18 protein-coding genes and 1 tRNA gene are annotated in these 14,559 nt (G+C 33.6%); 8 read left to right on the top strand and 11 right to left on the bottom strand.

What is annotated here, in order from left to right; translation table 11 throughout:
- The coding region (locus ABYI63_RS10580; RefSeq protein WP_372756273.1) for a hypothetical protein at positions 1-273 on the top strand (273 nt) is incomplete at its 5' end.
- 4 nt (positions 274-277) lie between these two features.
- Positions 278-553, top strand: coding sequence for a hypothetical protein (locus tag ABYI63_RS10575; protein ID WP_372756271.1), 276 nt, complete (start codon positions 278-280; stop codon positions 551-553).
- 331 nt (positions 554-884) lie between these two features.
- On the opposite strand, the gene ABYI63_RS10570 is transcribed toward ABYI63_RS10575, so the two are convergent.
- Together ABYI63_RS10570 and ABYI63_RS10565 are read right to left on the bottom strand one after the other, a co-directional pair.
- On the bottom strand, positions 885-2,144 hold the full coding sequence (locus tag ABYI63_RS10570; protein WP_372756269.1) for a site-specific integrase: 1,260 nt from the start codon (positions 2,142-2,144) through the stop codon (positions 885-887).
- A 234-nt stretch (positions 2,145-2,378) separates the two neighbouring features.
- A tRNA-Arg gene (locus tag ABYI63_RS10565) sits at positions 2,379-2,452 on the bottom strand.
- Between the two features lie 148 nt (positions 2,453-2,600).
- On the opposite strand from ABYI63_RS10565, the gene ABYI63_RS10560 reads away from it, so the two are divergent.
- The 3 genes from ABYI63_RS10560 (at position 2,601) to ABYI63_RS10550 (ending at position 3,952) form a co-directional block, all read left to right on the top strand.
- Entirely contained in the window at positions 2,601-3,164 is a 564-nt protein-coding gene (locus tag ABYI63_RS10560) for a YeeE/YedE family protein (protein WP_372756267.1), read from the top strand.
- Entirely contained in the window at positions 3,161-3,574 is a 414-nt protein-coding gene (locus ABYI63_RS10555; protein WP_372756265.1) for a DUF6691 family protein, read from the top strand. Before ABYI63_RS10560 ends, ABYI63_RS10555 begins: the two co-directional genes overlap by 4 nt.
- A gap of 108 nt (positions 3,575-3,682) precedes the next feature.
- Positions 3,683-3,952 (top strand): heavy-metal-associated domain-containing protein, encoded by a 270-nt coding sequence (locus ABYI63_RS10550; RefSeq protein WP_372756263.1) that lies wholly within the window; start codon positions 3,683-3,685, stop codon positions 3,950-3,952.
- On the opposite strand, the gene ABYI63_RS10545 is transcribed toward ABYI63_RS10550, so the two are convergent.
- From ABYI63_RS10545 to ABYI63_RS10515, 7 genes are all read right to left on the bottom strand, one after another.
- Complete coding sequence (locus ABYI63_RS10545; RefSeq protein WP_372756261.1) at positions 3,949-4,224, bottom strand: ATP-dependent Clp protease adaptor ClpS; 276 nt, start codon at positions 4,222-4,224, stop codon at positions 3,949-3,951. The two genes, ABYI63_RS10550 and ABYI63_RS10545, sit on opposite strands and share 4 nt — an antisense overlap.
- Before the next feature lie 16 nt (positions 4,225-4,240).
- A complete protein-coding gene (gene prmA, locus ABYI63_RS10540; RefSeq protein WP_372756259.1) occupies positions 4,241-5,077 on the bottom strand; it encodes a 50S ribosomal protein L11 methyltransferase in 837 nt (278 codons plus the stop codon).
- Positions 5,078-5,272: 195 nt separating this feature from the next.
- Entirely contained in the window at positions 5,273-6,022 is a 750-nt protein-coding gene (tpiA, locus tag ABYI63_RS10535) for a triose-phosphate isomerase (RefSeq protein ID WP_372756257.1), read from the bottom strand.
- A gap of 44 nt (positions 6,023-6,066) precedes the next feature.
- On the bottom strand, positions 6,067-6,555 hold the full coding sequence (locus ABYI63_RS10530; RefSeq protein ID WP_372756255.1) for a TlpA family protein disulfide reductase: 489 nt from the start codon (positions 6,553-6,555) through the stop codon (positions 6,067-6,069).
- A 38-nt stretch (positions 6,556-6,593) separates the two neighbouring features.
- Complete coding sequence (locus tag ABYI63_RS10525; protein ID WP_372756253.1) at positions 6,594-7,670, bottom strand: ABC transporter permease; 1,077 nt, start codon at positions 7,668-7,670, stop codon at positions 6,594-6,596.
- A 63-nt stretch (positions 7,671-7,733) separates the two neighbouring features.
- On the bottom strand, positions 7,734-8,831 hold the full coding sequence (locus ABYI63_RS10520) for a BT_3928 family protein (RefSeq protein ID WP_372756251.1): 1,098 nt from the start codon (positions 8,829-8,831) through the stop codon (positions 7,734-7,736).
- 67 nt (positions 8,832-8,898) lie between these two features.
- Positions 8,899-9,435 carry a DUF1599 domain-containing protein gene (locus ABYI63_RS10515; protein WP_372756249.1) on the bottom strand — a complete coding sequence of 179 codons (537 nt, stop codon included), beginning with the start codon at positions 9,433-9,435 and terminating at the stop codon, positions 8,899-8,901.
- Between the two features lie 192 nt (positions 9,436-9,627).
- Here ABYI63_RS10515 and folP point away from each other — a divergent pair, with 192 nt between their 5' ends.
- Genes folP through ABYI63_RS10500 form a run of 3 tightly spaced genes read left to right on the top strand, consistent with a single transcriptional unit; the run spans position 9,628 to position 11,968 of the window.
- Positions 9,628-10,449 (top strand): dihydropteroate synthase, encoded by an 822-nt coding sequence (gene folP, locus ABYI63_RS10510; RefSeq protein ID WP_372756247.1) that lies wholly within the window; start codon positions 9,628-9,630, stop codon positions 10,447-10,449.
- 4 nt (positions 10,450-10,453) lie between these two features.
- Positions 10,454-11,146: a hypothetical protein gene (locus ABYI63_RS10505; RefSeq protein ID WP_372756245.1), complete on the top strand. Its 693-nt coding sequence runs from the start codon at positions 10,454-10,456 to the stop codon at positions 11,144-11,146.
- A gap of 36 nt (positions 11,147-11,182) precedes the next feature.
- Positions 11,183-11,968 (top strand): diadenylate cyclase, encoded by a 786-nt coding sequence (locus tag ABYI63_RS10500; protein WP_372756243.1) that lies wholly within the window; start codon positions 11,183-11,185, stop codon positions 11,966-11,968.
- Here the strand turns inward: ABYI63_RS10500 and ABYI63_RS10495 are convergent.
- Together ABYI63_RS10495 and truA are read right to left on the bottom strand one after the other, a co-directional pair.
- Complete coding sequence (locus ABYI63_RS10495; RefSeq protein ID WP_372756241.1) at positions 11,965-13,734, bottom strand: ABC transporter ATP-binding protein; 1,770 nt, start codon at positions 13,732-13,734, stop codon at positions 11,965-11,967. The two genes, ABYI63_RS10500 and ABYI63_RS10495, sit on opposite strands and share 4 nt — an antisense overlap.
- Positions 13,734-14,477: a tRNA pseudouridine(38-40) synthase TruA gene (gene truA, locus ABYI63_RS10490; protein ID WP_372756238.1), complete on the bottom strand. Its 744-nt coding sequence runs from the start codon at positions 14,475-14,477 to the stop codon at positions 13,734-13,736. The genes ABYI63_RS10495 and truA overlap by 1 nt, the downstream gene beginning before the upstream one ends.
- Between the last annotated feature and the right edge of the window lie 82 nt (positions 14,478-14,559).

The following is a 14,559-nucleotide window of genomic DNA, read 5'->3' as shown; positions in this document are numbered from 1 at the left end:
TGGAAAATCCGTTTGACCATGAAAAATAATGAAATATTACGAGAGCAGATTCTAGAAATAGTAAAAAATCAATTGGAAAATAATGACCCTCCTGAAACAAAAATCACATATAACAAATTGACAATGAATGGATACAATGACTTTCAATCCCGACAGATGATAGGACAATGTGTGGCTATAGAATTGTTTGAAATTATTAAAATGGGTAAACCATTTGATAATGATAGATATATAAAAAATTTAAAAAAACTCCCAAAAGAGCCATTTGAATAAAATCATGAAAATAGAATTTACAAAAGAGGAATATAAAACTCTACTAACTATAGTATATTGTGGAGAATGTATGCTAAACAGCCACAAAATAAAAGATGATAGTCTATCAAAAAAAACTGAGAGTTTAGAGCAAAATATATTTTCCTTTGCCAAGGATGCTGGTTTAGAAAAATGGATAGAATTTGATACAGAAATGAAAAAATATTTTCCTACTGCCGACATGGAAGATGAATTACACAAATTTATTGACCTATATAATTTGAGACAAAAGAAAATATGAGAAGCCAGTGCCTAACACCGTGTATGAAAAATTGCTATTTTTAGCTTGCACAATGTTAGTTGCTTTGTTTGCTAGCGTCTGATTTTCCTTCGGAAAATCCACGCATACATACACGCAACTTTCCATACACATAAACGTTGGCTTTAATTTAACGTATCACACAAAGTTGCAAAAAACGGCAAGAAAACACCACCCTCGGCGAAAAAAAGTGAACATAGTTAAATTATCTATAACTCATTGTATTGTATTAGTTTAAAGCCGTAAATGATCTGGTTCAAATTATCCGCTTTTAATGGTTCTCATCATCCGTCCCATCCACTTTAGTGGTTAATTACAATTTATGGTTAACTTTATCTGAATTACTCTTGGCTTTCAAAAGTTGCTCCTTTAGCTTTTGCATATCATCACTGACTTTTCGCTCAATAACTCTTGCATATATTTGTGTTGAAGCTATCTTAGAGTGACCTAAAAGTTTAGAAACCGTTTCAATTGGAACTCCATTACTTAAAGTAACAGTGGTGGCAAATGTATGTCGAGCCATATGAAAAGTGAGGTTCTTTTTCAAACCTACTGCATTTGCAATCTCCTTGAGATAAAAGTTAACTTTTTCATTGGTGATATTAGGAAATAAAGTTTCAGTTATTTGGCACATAGGATGATCCTGATATTTATTAATAAGATATTGTGCTTTTTCTAATAGCGGAACTTTAACAGAAGATTTAGTTTTTTGACGATTCGTAAATATCCAATCGTTACCATCTATCCCTTTAAGAATATTGTTTTTTGTTAAATTCATTAGGTCAATATATGAAATACCGGTATAGCAGCTGAAAACAAACAAATCTTTTACTCGTTCTAGCCTTTCTATTGAGAACTGATAGGACTCAATATTTGATAGTTCATTTTCCGTCAAATAAGGTCTATCGGTTTTTTCATAAGTTGGTTTCCATCTAACAAAAGGGTCTTTATCTATCCATTCTAAATGAAAGGCAAGCGTTACCATTTTTCGTAATCTTTGAATGTGTTTCATTATGGTATTATTGCCCATTGCTTTTGGATGGCCTTTTGGCCAATAGCTGTGAAGGAAATTTTCAAAATCACAAATAAATTTATAATCAAGCTTATTAAGATAAACATCTGTAGTGTTTAGGTGTTTGTTGAGAAACTTTTTAATGTATCTTTCAGTTACCCCAAAATTTCGTACAGTTCCAGAAGCAAATGTGTTTTCCGTTTTACTCGTATGGTATTCTAAAATATTTTGGAGTGTCTTGGAGTTTTCATCTTCACCCAAATAAATTTCCTTTATCAATTTTGCCGTGATAAGTTCTCCTTTGAATTTTAAATCTTGGTAGCATTGAAAAAGTTGTGTTTGCACCTGAGCCAAATACTGGTTGATTTGTCGAGCCTCCCTTGAATTACCTCGTGCCTTCTTTTTGGCACTGTCCCATAGATGTAAAGGAATTTTCCTTTTTAAGCTAATGTCAATTCGTTTACCGTTTACTGTAATCCTTGCATAAAGTGGCGCTTCGCTATTGATTGCTTTAGAACTTTGCACTAAAAATAGTGTTGAAAAAGTGTGTTTTGTACGCATAGTTGTCGTCTTTAAATTATTAAACATTTATCGAGACGAAAGTCAAATCAACTATTCTAATTCAATGAAGTAATTTGATCAAAGTGTGGGCTAAGCACACACTTTGAAAAAAGGTATCCTTTTAGCACACATTTAAAATCAAATCAATTCAAATCTTATGTACTCCTAAAAACCTGAAAACCATGTAAATCATAAGACTTACATGGTTTTGTTGCTAATTATATTAGCTTTTAGTGACCTCGACTGGATTCAAACCAGTAACCTCTTGAGCCGTAATCAAGTGCGCTATTCAGTTGCGCCACGAGGCCTTTTTTGTGGGTGCAAATATAGCATTTTTATTAAAACAAAACCAAATTTTCCATTAAATTTGCACACTTAATTAAGAGTTATTATAAATTAAAACGCACAACAAAACTTAAAGTATTTGTAATAAGCATTTTAACCTAAATAAAAAACATGAATTATATTTTAAATCCTTGGCCATGGTATGTTTCTGGTCCTTTAATTTCTTTGGTAATGGCACTCCTCCTCTACTTTGGAAAAACATTTGGCATGTCTTCTAACCTAAAAACGATGTGTACCATTGCGGGTGCAGGTAAAGTATCTAACTTTTTCAAACTTAATTGGAAAGAGCAATCTTGGAACTTAACGGTTGTTTTGGGTGCTATCATCGGAGGATTTATCGCAACACAATTTTTATCAAATGAAAGTATTACTGATTTAAATCCTACCACTATAACAGAATTAAAACAATTAGGTTTCGAAAATGCTGGCGCTACCCTAGTGCCAAGCGAAATGTATAATCTTGAAGCTATAACCTCAACTAAAGGCCTACTTCTTCTTATTATAGGTGGCTTACTTGTTGGCTTTGGTACGCGTTACGCCAATGGTTGTACTTCTGGACATGCAATTACCGGATTAAGTAGCCTTCAAAAATCATCTTTAATTGCTGTAATTGGTTTTTTTATAGGCGGATTAATAATGACTAACTTTATTTTACCCTTAATTTTTAGTTTATGAAATATTTAAAGTTTCTATTAGTTGGGATTCTTTTTGGTGTTGTTTTAGTAAAATCGGAAGCCGTATCATGGTATCGGATTTATGAGATGTTCCGTTTTCAATCTTTTCATATGTACGGTATTATTGGAACAGCCATCGCCAGTGGTATACTTTTTCTACAACTATCAAAAAAATTCAATTTGAAAAACAGTGAAAAAACCAACATCACGGTGCCTAAAAAAGAAAATGGATTTGTGCAATATATTGTAGGAGGTACCATCTTTGGTTTAGGCTGGGCACTTATAGGTGCTTGCCCAGGACCTTTATATATTATACTTGGCACTGGAGTTTACAGCATGATAATCGTGATAGCAGCTGCGGTTTTAGGCACTTTTATTTATGGAGTTATAAAAGACAAACTACCTCATTAAACAGCGTTTTACAACTTAATTTACCAAATGTGACAAAAGTCACACAACAACTTATATAAGTTATCTATTTTTGAGTTGCTTCTTTAAGAAACCAAAAATAGATAACTTATGAATAAACTACTGGTAATTCAAAATTTAAAATGTCATGGTTGTGCCAATACCATCACCAATAAATTATCAAAACTAGAAGGCATAACCGATGTGGTAGTCAATAATCAAACGGAAAGTGTTTCGTTTAATTATGACAATGAGACATGTCTATTAGAGGCAAAAGCATTGCTTCATAATTTGGGATACCCCATAATTGGAGATAAAAACGCACTTAGCACCAAAGCAAAATCTTTAGTTAGTTGTGCAATAGGCAGAATGAACTCCTAAACGATTTCAGCACTTAATCCTGCTTCAAGTAACATACTGCAACGTGGTTTCAATTCGTCGTAAACACCCGTTTTTACAGTACATTTTCCTTTGTAGTGCACTAAAAGTGCACATTGCTCGGCTTGTTCTGCAGTGTGCTCGCATGCATAAATAAGTGTATTTATAACATGATCAAACGTGTTAACATCATCATTATGTAACACAATTTCATTTTGTGTAAGTACTTCTTCCTGAAGCAGTACCTCTTCAAATGTTTTTTCTTTAGTACTCATAAGTCAAAAGTTTTTACTAATTTAAAAATTTTAAGGCAACCCAATGGTTTCTTTCTAATTTTTCTTCAAATTTTAACAAATAGTTTTCACAAGCTTCTTGGATAACAGGAATATCATCATTGTAAAAACCACTTAAAAACATCATGCCATCACTATTCAAACATGAAACATAGGTTTCCATGTCATTTAATAGAATATTACGATTAATATTAGCTATAATAATATCATATTTCTTACCTGCTAAAACGCTGGCATCGCCTTCAATAACAGTAATGTTTTTACAATTATTACGTTCTACATTCTCAATACTGTTTAGGTAACACCAATTATCATAATCTACTGCATCCACAGATTTTGCGCCTTTTATTTCCGCTAAAATGGCTAGAACTCCAGTTCCACATCCCATATCCAACACGGTTTTATCAGTGAAATCCGTATTCAAGATGTGCTGAATCATCATGTGTGTTGTTTCATGATGCCCTGTTCCAAAACTCATTTTTGGTTCAATAATGATATCGTATTTTGTATCCGGTTTCTCGTGAAATGGTGCACGGACGGAACATACATTATCTACTAAAATCGGATTAAAATTCTTTTCCCATTCTTCATTCCAGTTGGTTTGTTCAATTTCATTGAAAGTAAAATCTATTTTGAACTCTGAAGAATTTAAAATTTCCACATCATTAAGAATAGCATCATGCCATTCATCTTTTTGAATGTAGGCTGTTACACCTTCTTCCGTTTCTACAAAACTTTCAAAACCAGCATAACCTAGTTCGGCAATTAAAATTTCTACTCCGGGCTGCAATGGTGTTACTTTAAAGTCGTAACCTATATATATGATGTTGGACATAAGGAATTCTGATTAAAGATGTTTGAAATATGAATGTTGATGCTTGTTGTGATTTGCGTTAGCGATTGAAGTGGCATCCTTTTTAGAGGAACGAAAAAAAGATATAACAAAAAGCGCGACCCCGATTTTTCTCGGGGTAACGCCCATGTTTAAATTCAATTTAAAATTGAAATTACTATAATTTTTTTTAATTACTTAAAACGCGTTTACAATAGCGAAAAAGTCGTCTGCATTAAGTGCAGCACCTCCAATTAAACCACCATCTACATCTGGCTTTCCAAAAATTTCTTTTGCATTGTTTGGTTTTACACTACCTCCGTAAAGAATAGATACGCTATCTGCTACATCAGCGCCATATTTATTGGCTAAAGTTTTTCTGATGAACGCATGCATATCTTGTGCTTGCTCAGGACTTGCAGTTTCACCAGTACCAATTGCCCAAACAGGCTCGTATGCCAAAACTATGTTTTTAAATGCTGAAGCCTCTAAATGAAATAAAGCATTTTTAATTTGGCTTTCTACAACAGCTTCATGGTTTCCTGATTTTCTATCGGCTAATACTTCGCCAAAACAGAAAATAACACGTAAATTACTAGCCAGAGCGGCATCTACTTTTTTAGCCAAAATAGCATCAGTTTCACCGAAATATTCACGACGCTCACTATGCCCTAAAATAACAGTTTTAACACCAACACTTTGAAGCATGCTTGCACTAATTTCACCTGTATAAGCTCCATTAGCTGCAAAGTGCATGTTTTGTGCAATTACTTCAATAGTACTGTCTTTTAACGTTTGGTATGCTTGCCACAAGTTTGTAAACGTTGGCGCCACCATTACTTCTGCGTTTGATGTTTTTGTTTGCGCTTTTAAAGCTGTAATTAAAGATTCAGTTTGTGCTAAATCATTATTCATTTTCCAGTTTCCTGCTACAATTTGTTGTCTCATTTTTTAGTTTACCCTTTTTTAATGGAAGGGATTTTTATTAAAATTTATAAAATATTTTTTATGTTTTTGTCGTCTGCCTCAATAGCTTTAAACAGTTTTATGCTGCCATTTTCGTCTACTACCAAATATCTAGGAATCCAATCTAACTTTATGAATTCTCCAAAAGGCCCTTTCCAACCAGATTCCATAAAGTAATGCTGACCATTCACTTCGTATTTTTCAATCCCTCGTTTCCATGCATCCTGCGTCTTATCCAACGATAAAAACACATAGGTAGCATTTGGATATTCTTTTTGCAAGCTCTTCACTTTAGGCATACCCTTGATACAGTCACTACACCATGACGCCCAAACATCAATAACAATCTTTTTTCCTTTGTTCGTATCTAAAATCGATTGGAAGGTTAAAGAGTTGCCTTCCAAGGTAACAAACGTATCATTTAATGCCGCTTCTGAAAATGTCGTTGGTGTTTCTTGTGCTTTACAACTTAAAGCACTTAAGAATAGTATGATAATATATTTTAGCTTACTCATATAGAAGGATTCTTTTTTTATTTCAAAGACATGCAAATTTACTGAAGTTTTACTTTAGGGTCTAACCAAACGTAAATTATATCTACAAAAATATTGATTATAATAAAAAGTAAGGCAATAACCAGTACAGACCCCATTATTACAGGCAAATCTAAGGTGTTTAAGGCGTTTACAATTTCTTTTCCTAAACCATTCCATCCAAAAATGTATTCCACAAAAACGGCTCCTGCCAACATAGAAGCAAACCAACCAGAAATTGCTGTTACCACTGGGTTTAAGGCATTTTTTAAGGCATGCTTTTTTATAATTTGAAATTCACTTAAACCTTTGGCTCTTGCGGTACGGATATAATCTTGATTAAACACTTCCAATAATGAATTTCGCATGAGTTGAATAACAACTGCCAACGGGCGAATGCCCAAAACGATGGCCGGTAAAATCAAATTTTTTAACTTAAGATGATTGGATTCTCCAAAATCATCCAACTCATATAGGCTTCCTGTCATTTCTAAATTGGTATAGTTATGAAGCACAAAACCAAAAAACCAGGCAAATAAAATAGCACTAAAAAAAGACGGAACACTCATACCAAGCGTACTGAAAATTTGAATGATTTTATCAAGCCATTGGTCTTTATACAAAGCAGAAATAATACCTAAAACAATACCTATGAACATGGCAATAACAATGGCTGAAACCGCTAACACGAACGTATTCGGCAAGGTTTCCCCTAAAACCTGAGTCACCTTTTTCCCTTGCTTGGTAAAAGATTCACGTAAATACGGAAACTTTAAAACTGTTGTGATATTTCCAATTGAAAATAAAGGGGCTGCTGTATATTTATCCTTTTTCAAAAAAGTATAATCTCCTTCTTTTTTTGAGTGAAAAGATATTAACGACAAATCGTTTAAATAATAGAAATACTGGGTACTAATAGGTTTATCGAAGCCATATTTTTGTTTAACGATAGCTAGTTGTTCACTGCCTTCATTCTGCCCCAACATCATTTGCGCCGGATCTCCAGGAAGTACATTGAACAAAAAGAAAATAACGGTTACCACCCCAAACAATGTAAGCAGTGCGTAAGTGATTTTATTTAAAATATAGTTTATCAAATAGTTTTTTGTTGAGTTGTTTAACTGAAAACAGTGACTGCGACTGAAAACTGTAATTAACAATTACAATTTCAAATCCTCCAAATCGTTCCAATGAACTTTTTGTTTGATGGTGCCTTTATCTAACTCTAAAACCCCAGGATTGGAACGTACAATCGTTTTTAGTGCTTTTTCATCACATAAATAAAACTCAAAATTCAAGCGATATTTTGTTTTAATTCTTTGTTTAACATCTTCGGCTGAAGCTGTTAAACCGATTACCTTGTAGCCTTTTTTCAAAGCTTCATCAGACATACTTCTTAGCTTCACAGCACCAGCTTTTTCCATGGACTCCAAGTTATATGCCACAACAATAATTACATTTTCTTCTGAAAGATAGTGCTGGGTAAAATCTTCGCCTTCCGAACTTTCAATAGAAAAATCAACAACAGGAGGCTTATAACCTTCATCAATTACTTTCGTATCAACACTAACAAAATCACCTTTCACATCTGGATATGAACCATCGGTGGTAATTACTTTTTCTTCACCATTTACATTAAACTTCCAAGCATATTCTACAATAGGTTTTTGTGCATTCTCTGGAATAGACATACCCTCCAGAATATTGTTTCCAATTTTATATGCTCTAAAATCTACTACCGGCAAATGCATTAACACATGATAACCCAACCAAAAACTGAAAATAAAGCTTAAAAGTGCCAAGATAGTAGTGTATAAACTAGTAAATACAGGTTTAATGTGTTTGACTCCGAAAAACAAAATAAGTATAAACACTAAAAGAACAACGTCTTTAGAAAAGCTTTCCCAAGGAGTCATAGCCAAGGCATCTCCAAAACAACCGCAGTCTTTTACCTTATCAAAATAGGCTGAATAAAAAGTTAAAAATGTAAAAAACACAATCATTACCAACAAGCTCCAAACCGTAAATTTGGGTTTGTAACCAATAATTAAAAACACGCCCAAAACCACTTCAAAAACAACAACCAATACCGAAAAAATTAAGGCATATGGCTCTAGATACGGCATATTTAAAACTTCGACACTAAAATATTCTTGAAGTTTATACGAAAACCCCAGCGGATCATTTAGTTTTATTAATCCCGAAATGATGAATAAAACACCTACAAATATTCTACTTATTGCTACTAATACCTTCATGGAGATTCCAAAATTTAAATTCCAATAAAAAATTTTATTGAATTCTGTTGATTATTCTTTTTACTATTTATTCATTTAAATGTATCATGGCAAAAACGGCGTAATTTATCATATCCTGATAATTTGCATCAATGCCTTCACTAACTAAGGTTTTCCCTTTATTATCTTCAATTTGTTTAACACGTAATAATTTTTGTAAAATTAAATCGGTTAAACTGCTTACACGCATATCGCGCCAAGCTTCACCATAATCATGGTTTTTATCTTCCATTAATTTTTTGGTGATGGCTACATGTTTATCATATAATTCGGTGGCTTCTTTATTAGATAAATCGGGTTGCTCTGCAACGCCTTTTTCTAACTGAATTAAGGCCATGATACTGTAATTTATAATACCAATAAACTCACTCGCCTCACCTTCATCCACTTTTCTAACGGCATTTTGCTGCAATCCACGAATGCGTTGCGCTTTAATAAAAATTTGATCAGTAAGTGATGGTAAACGCAAAATGCGCCATGCACAACCGTAATCGGACATTTTTTTAACAAATAAACTTTTACAGGTAGCTATTACGGCATCATATTGTTTTGATGTATCTTGCATGTAATGGATTGAATTTTGTGTAAATTTCGCTTAAATTGTTTAAAGTTCAAAGTTGAACGTTCAAATGTTTTTCAAAGTTACCATGAATACACAAATAATTGTTTTTTTAATACAAAATTGACTTTGAATACCTAATTTTGAATTGTTCATTCTTTAGAAAAAAAACATTCATGTATTAGTGGGTAATTGATTATGACTATAAATTGCAAAGGAACCCTTATTGATTTATCATCACCAAAAGTGATGGGTATTTTAAATATAACCCCCGATTCTTTTTACGATGGTGGCAAGTATCAAACGGAAGTTACCATTTTGAAGCATGTAGCACAGATGCTTAAGGATGGTGCCACATTTATAGATATGGGTGCCTATAGCTCCAGACCAAATGCAGACCATATCTCGGAAAGCGAAGAACTAAACCGTATTTTACCAATTTTAAAATTAGTATTAAAAGAATTTCCTGAAACCTTAATTTCAATCGACACTTTTAGAAGTGAGGTTGCCAAACAGGCTGTTGAAGTGGGCGCTGCATTAATTAATGATATTTCCGCAGGAAAACTGGACGACAATATGCTGCAAACGGTGGCAGAATTACAAGTTCCCTACATCATGATGCACATGAGGGGCACGCCTAAAACCATGCAACAACATTGTAATTACAACAACATTACTAAAGATATTTTACTTTATTTTTCTGAAAGAATTGCGGCAGCCAAAGCATTAGGGATTATCAATATTATTGTGGATCCTGGATTCGGTTTTGCAAAAACCATAGAACAAAATTTTGAGCTACTAAACAAACTAGAGCTTTTTAAAATGATTGAAAAACCCTTACTGGTAGGTGTTTCTCGAAAATCTATGATTTACAAAACTTTGGAAACTACGGCTGACATGGCTTTAAATGGCACCAGTGTTTTAAATACCATCGCATTACAAAAGGGCGCCTCCATTTTGCGTGTGCATGATGTAAAAGAAGCTATGGAAACTATTAAACTTGTTGAATCTTTAAACTAATAACATGAAAAATACAGCCTTCATTCTTATGTCTTTTTTCTTAATATTTTCATGTGCAAAGGATAAAGTTATTGAACTTCCTGAAATTAATAAATCTGAAATTTCAGAGGTTAACGACATTTCAGCGGCCTATTTATTTTATGATGAAACACAACCCGATAGTTTAGAACTCAACAGAAAAAACCTTATAAGTTCTACGAACTGGGTATTTAATGTAGACAAACGATTAAGCTTAGAGCAGGTTGTTCCTAAAATTAAATTCCTGCAAGACAAAAAGGCCAATTCAAGCCATAAGACTGAAAACTCTAAAAATTATTTCACTTGTAACGATACCAGTATAACAAATTTAGGTTTTATGGAGTTCACCAACGTTACTTACCATTTGGAGTCGTTTAATGACTATGTTGCAAAAAACTCTGATTTAGATTTTTCTAATAAAATGAAGATCGATTTTAATGCTTCCGAAGAAATATATGTAGAATTTCCGCTTTTTAATATTAGCACATTGGTTTTAAAAAAATCTAATGTTACCAAACAACTCAACACTCTGTTAACCAATTACCAAGAACCCGTTGAAATCTTTTTATGTTTCCACAAAAATCTATCTTTCCAGGAATATATCACTTTTAAATCCATGATGCAGGCACTAGATTTAAAACACTTAACCATATCCAACGAAGAATTCATTTTTAATTAACCATATTTTACTAAATTTACCAAAACCCATTTCGCCTTGGAAATTTTTAATGACCTTCTAAAATTATCGGTAATAGACATAATAGATGTCATTCTTGTAGCACTCCTGCTCTACCATATTTATAAACTTATTAAAGGTACTGTTGCCATTAATATTTTTATTGGAATCATCATCATTTATTTGGTATGGCAACTTACCAATTTCCTAAATATGGAATTGCTTTCTAGCATTTTTGGTGGGTTTATGAAGGTTGGAATCATTGCATTAATTGTCGTATTTCAACCAGAAATTAGAAAATTTTTACTTATGGTTGGTTCTACCAATTTTAGCAAGCGCGGTAAAATTTTCAAACAGTTTAAATTTTTAAAAACCGAAAATACCGATGAAACCAATGTAGATGCCATTTTATCGGCTTGTGTGAAAATGGCTAATTCTAGAACAGGAGCCTTAATTGTTTTTGAACGCAATAATAACCTAGATTTCTTAACCACTACGGGCGATGAAATGAATATAAAAGTAACACAACCTATTATTGAAAGTATCTTTTTTAAAAACAGTCCGTTACACGATGGTGCTATTATTGTTAGTAATAATATTGTAAAAGCAACACGTGTTATCCTGCCTTTGAATAATGAAAAAACAATTCCTAAACGCTTTGGTTTACGCCATAGAGCAGCTATTGGTGTTACCGAAAAAACCGATGCTTTGGCACTTGTAGTTAGTGAGGAAACAGGGCATATCTCCTACTTTAAGGATGGTGAATTTGTTGTTTTTGATGATGTTACCGAATTAAACTTAATGGTGAAAAAAGATTTAGCCTAAACAACTTCCTCTTTTAAAAACTGCACTTCATACAAGTTTTTGTAATAACCCTTTTCCTTTTTAAGAAGTTGATCGTGCGTTCCTTCTTCCACTATACTACCAGAATCCATCACAATAATTTTGTCAGCTTTTTTAACCGTTGCCAATCGATGAGCAATAACAATGGATGTTCTGCCATTCGTCATTTTATCGGTAGCATTTTGAATGAGTTGCTCGGAATGCGAATCTACCGATGAAGTTGCCTCATCCAAAACTAAAATACTTGGTTTCGTAACGTAGGCTCGCAAAAAGGAGATTAACTGACGCTGACCTGAAGATAACATCACACCACGTTCCTTAACGTTATAATGATATCCCCCAGGCAAACTAGCAATAAAATTATGCACCCCAATATCTCTGGCCGCAGCTTCCACTTGGGCTTCTGTAATGTCTGGATTATTCAAGGTAATGTTGTTTAAAATTGTATCGGCAAACAAAAACACATCCTGCAAAACAACAGCAATTTGGGTGCGTAAAGATGCTAATGTGATTTTTTTAATATCCAATCCATCAATAGAAATCGTACCGCCTTTTATTTCATAAAAACGATTTAATAAATTAATGATAGTCGATTTTCCAGCACCGGTAGCACCAACAATGGCCACGGTTTCACCCGCTTTCACATCAAATGAAATACCTTTTAAAACCGCTTCGTCTTCCACATAATTAAAAAACACTTTATCAAACAGAATGTTTCCTTTAAAATGTTCGGCAACATGAGTCCCGCTATCGTCAATTTGCGATGTGGTATCTAAAATTTTGAATACCCGATTTGCAGCCACCATTCCCATTTGCAGAGTATTAAAATTATCAGCCATTTGACGTAACGGACGGAATAACATGGGGATAAACATAACAAAAGCAATTAAATCACCCTGCGACACTTCGGTGCCTTTCAAAACAATATTTAAACCACCATACCAGGCAATTAAACCAATACTGATAGACGAAACCAAATCCGCCAAGGGAAAGAAAATCGAGTTATACCAAACGGTTTTCAACCAGGCTTTTTTATGTCGGTCGTTTATAATCGTAAAGTTTTTGTAATCAATTTTTTCGCGCGTAAAAAGTTGTAAAATTTTCATACCGGTAATACGCTCTTGTACATAGGAATTCAAATTAGACACTTCATTTCTAACCTCTTCAAAAGTCACTTTCATGTATTTCTGAAAAATTCTGGTAGCATACATTAATAAAGGCAGCATTATGAAAACCACCAAACTCAATCGCCAATTAATATATACCATTACCCCGAAAACCACTACCATAGCAAGTAAATCTCTAAAAATAGTAAATAAGCCTTGGCCAAAAATATCGGCAATCCGTTCCATATCGGTTACCGATCTGGTAATAAGCACACCTACCGAAGAATTATCATAATACTTCATTTTAAAGCTTAGCAAGTGGTTGAATAATTTCACCCGAACATCCTTCACCAAATTTTGCCCCAACCAGGCCGCATAAAAAATAAAGGACAACTGAAACACCGTTTGTAAAATTAAAACCCCAAACATGATAAGCACATAAAACAAAAAGCTTTCAGGCTCTTTTACCGCAATACTATTATCGATAGCGTATTTGGTAATGTAGGGCGTAGCCGTAGTTAAAAGCGCCAATAATAAAACCAATACTATCAAACTAAAAAAAATGAGCTTATAGGGTTTTATATATTGAAACAAACGTTTAAATAATGTGAAATCGAAAATAGTTTCCTTCTCTTTGGTCATTATATTTTTATATCGTTGGGATATTCTACTTCAGTTAAATACAAGGCATGCGCTGGTACCGAAAACCCAGCCTCACTCCTGTTTTTAGATTTTATAATGCTATGCAAATCATCAACCTGCAGCTTACCAAGTCCAATTTGAACCATGGTACCAACTACGGCACGCACCATATTTCTTAAAAACCTATCGGCTTTAATAATAAAATGAAGCTCATCGGCTTCAAAAAACCAATTGGCTTGCATGAGTTCGCAATTATATGTCTTCACATCGGTATTTACTTTAGAGAAGCATTGAAAATCATTGTACTGAAATAAAATTTTCGAAGCCTCCTTCATTTTTTCAACATCCAAATCCTGCTTCACGAAATACGCACTATCAAAATTAAAGACGTTTTTATTCAAAGCAATTCTATACAAATACGTTCTGCTTAATGCATCAAAACGGGCATGCGCCTCGGCTTTTACCTTAAAAATAGCAGCAATGGCAATATCTTTAGGCAAATAGGCATTCAGTTTATAAGCCAAATTAGTTTCGTTAAAAACCAGTTCCGTATCAAAATGTGCAAACATTTGTTTGGCATGCACCCCGGTATCAGTTCTCCCAGCACCCATAATAGAAACATTTTCCTTCAACAGTAAAGACAATCCTTTTTCAATAACCGCTTGTACCGAAATAGCTTCAGGTTGTTTTTGCCAACCATGATACGCCGTGCCGTTATAAGAAAGTTCTATAAAATATCGCAATTTGGTTTGTGCTTTTATTAAAAAAGCAAAGATAGACAGTTTTGTTATTCCTTGGAAGAGCGGAGTCTTAATTAAATATTAA

The organism is Mariniflexile sp., from assembly GCF_041583155.1.
Lineage (GTDB): Bacteria > Bacteroidota > Bacteroidia > Flavobacteriales > Flavobacteriaceae > Mariniflexile.
Note: the sequence above shows the minus strand (reverse complement) of the source record. Positions and strands in the feature narration are given on the sequence as shown.

Bases quoted from the DNA above. Each gene is read 5' to 3' on its own strand.
- ABYI63_RS10545 (WP_372756261.1), bottom strand. From the start codon at position 4,224: ATGAGTACTAAAGAAAAAACATTTGAAGAGGTACTGCTTCAGGAAGAA.
- ABYI63_RS10575 (WP_372756271.1), top strand. From the start codon at position 278: ATGAAAATAGAATTTACAAAAGAGGAATATAAAACTCTACTAACTATA.
- folP (WP_372756247.1), top strand. From the start codon at position 9,628: ATGACTATAAATTGCAAAGGAACCCTTATTGATTTATCATCACCAAAA.
- ABYI63_RS10530 (WP_372756255.1), bottom strand. From the start codon at position 6,555: ATGAGTAAGCTAAAATATATTATCATACTATTCTTAAGTGCTTTAAGT.
- ABYI63_RS10505 (WP_372756245.1), top strand. From the start codon at position 10,454: ATGAAAAATACAGCCTTCATTCTTATGTCTTTTTTCTTAATATTTTCA.
- ABYI63_RS10560 (WP_372756267.1), top strand. From the start codon at position 2,601: ATGAATTATATTTTAAATCCTTGGCCATGGTATGTTTCTGGTCCTTTA.
- ABYI63_RS10570 (WP_372756269.1), bottom strand. From the start codon at position 2,144: ATGCGTACAAAACACACTTTTTCAACACTATTTTTAGTGCAAAGTTCT.
- prmA (WP_372756259.1), bottom strand. From the start codon at position 5,077: ATGTCCAACATCATATATATAGGTTACGACTTTAAAGTAACACCATTG.
- tpiA (WP_372756257.1), bottom strand. From the start codon at position 6,022: ATGAGACAACAAATTGTAGCAGGAAACTGGAAAATGAATAATGATTTA.
- ABYI63_RS10520 (WP_372756251.1), bottom strand. From the start codon at position 8,831: ATGAAGGTATTAGTAGCAATAAGTAGAATATTTGTAGGTGTTTTATTC.
- ABYI63_RS10555 (WP_372756265.1), top strand. From the start codon at position 3,161: ATGAAATATTTAAAGTTTCTATTAGTTGGGATTCTTTTTGGTGTTGTT.
- ABYI63_RS10515 (WP_372756249.1), bottom strand. From the start codon at position 9,435: ATGCAAGATACATCAAAACAATATGATGCCGTAATAGCTACCTGTAAA.
- ABYI63_RS10495 (WP_372756241.1), bottom strand. From the start codon at position 13,734: ATGACCAAAGAGAAGGAAACTATTTTCGATTTCACATTATTTAAACGT.
- ABYI63_RS10550 (WP_372756263.1), top strand. From the start codon at position 3,683: ATGAATAAACTACTGGTAATTCAAAATTTAAAATGTCATGGTTGTGCC.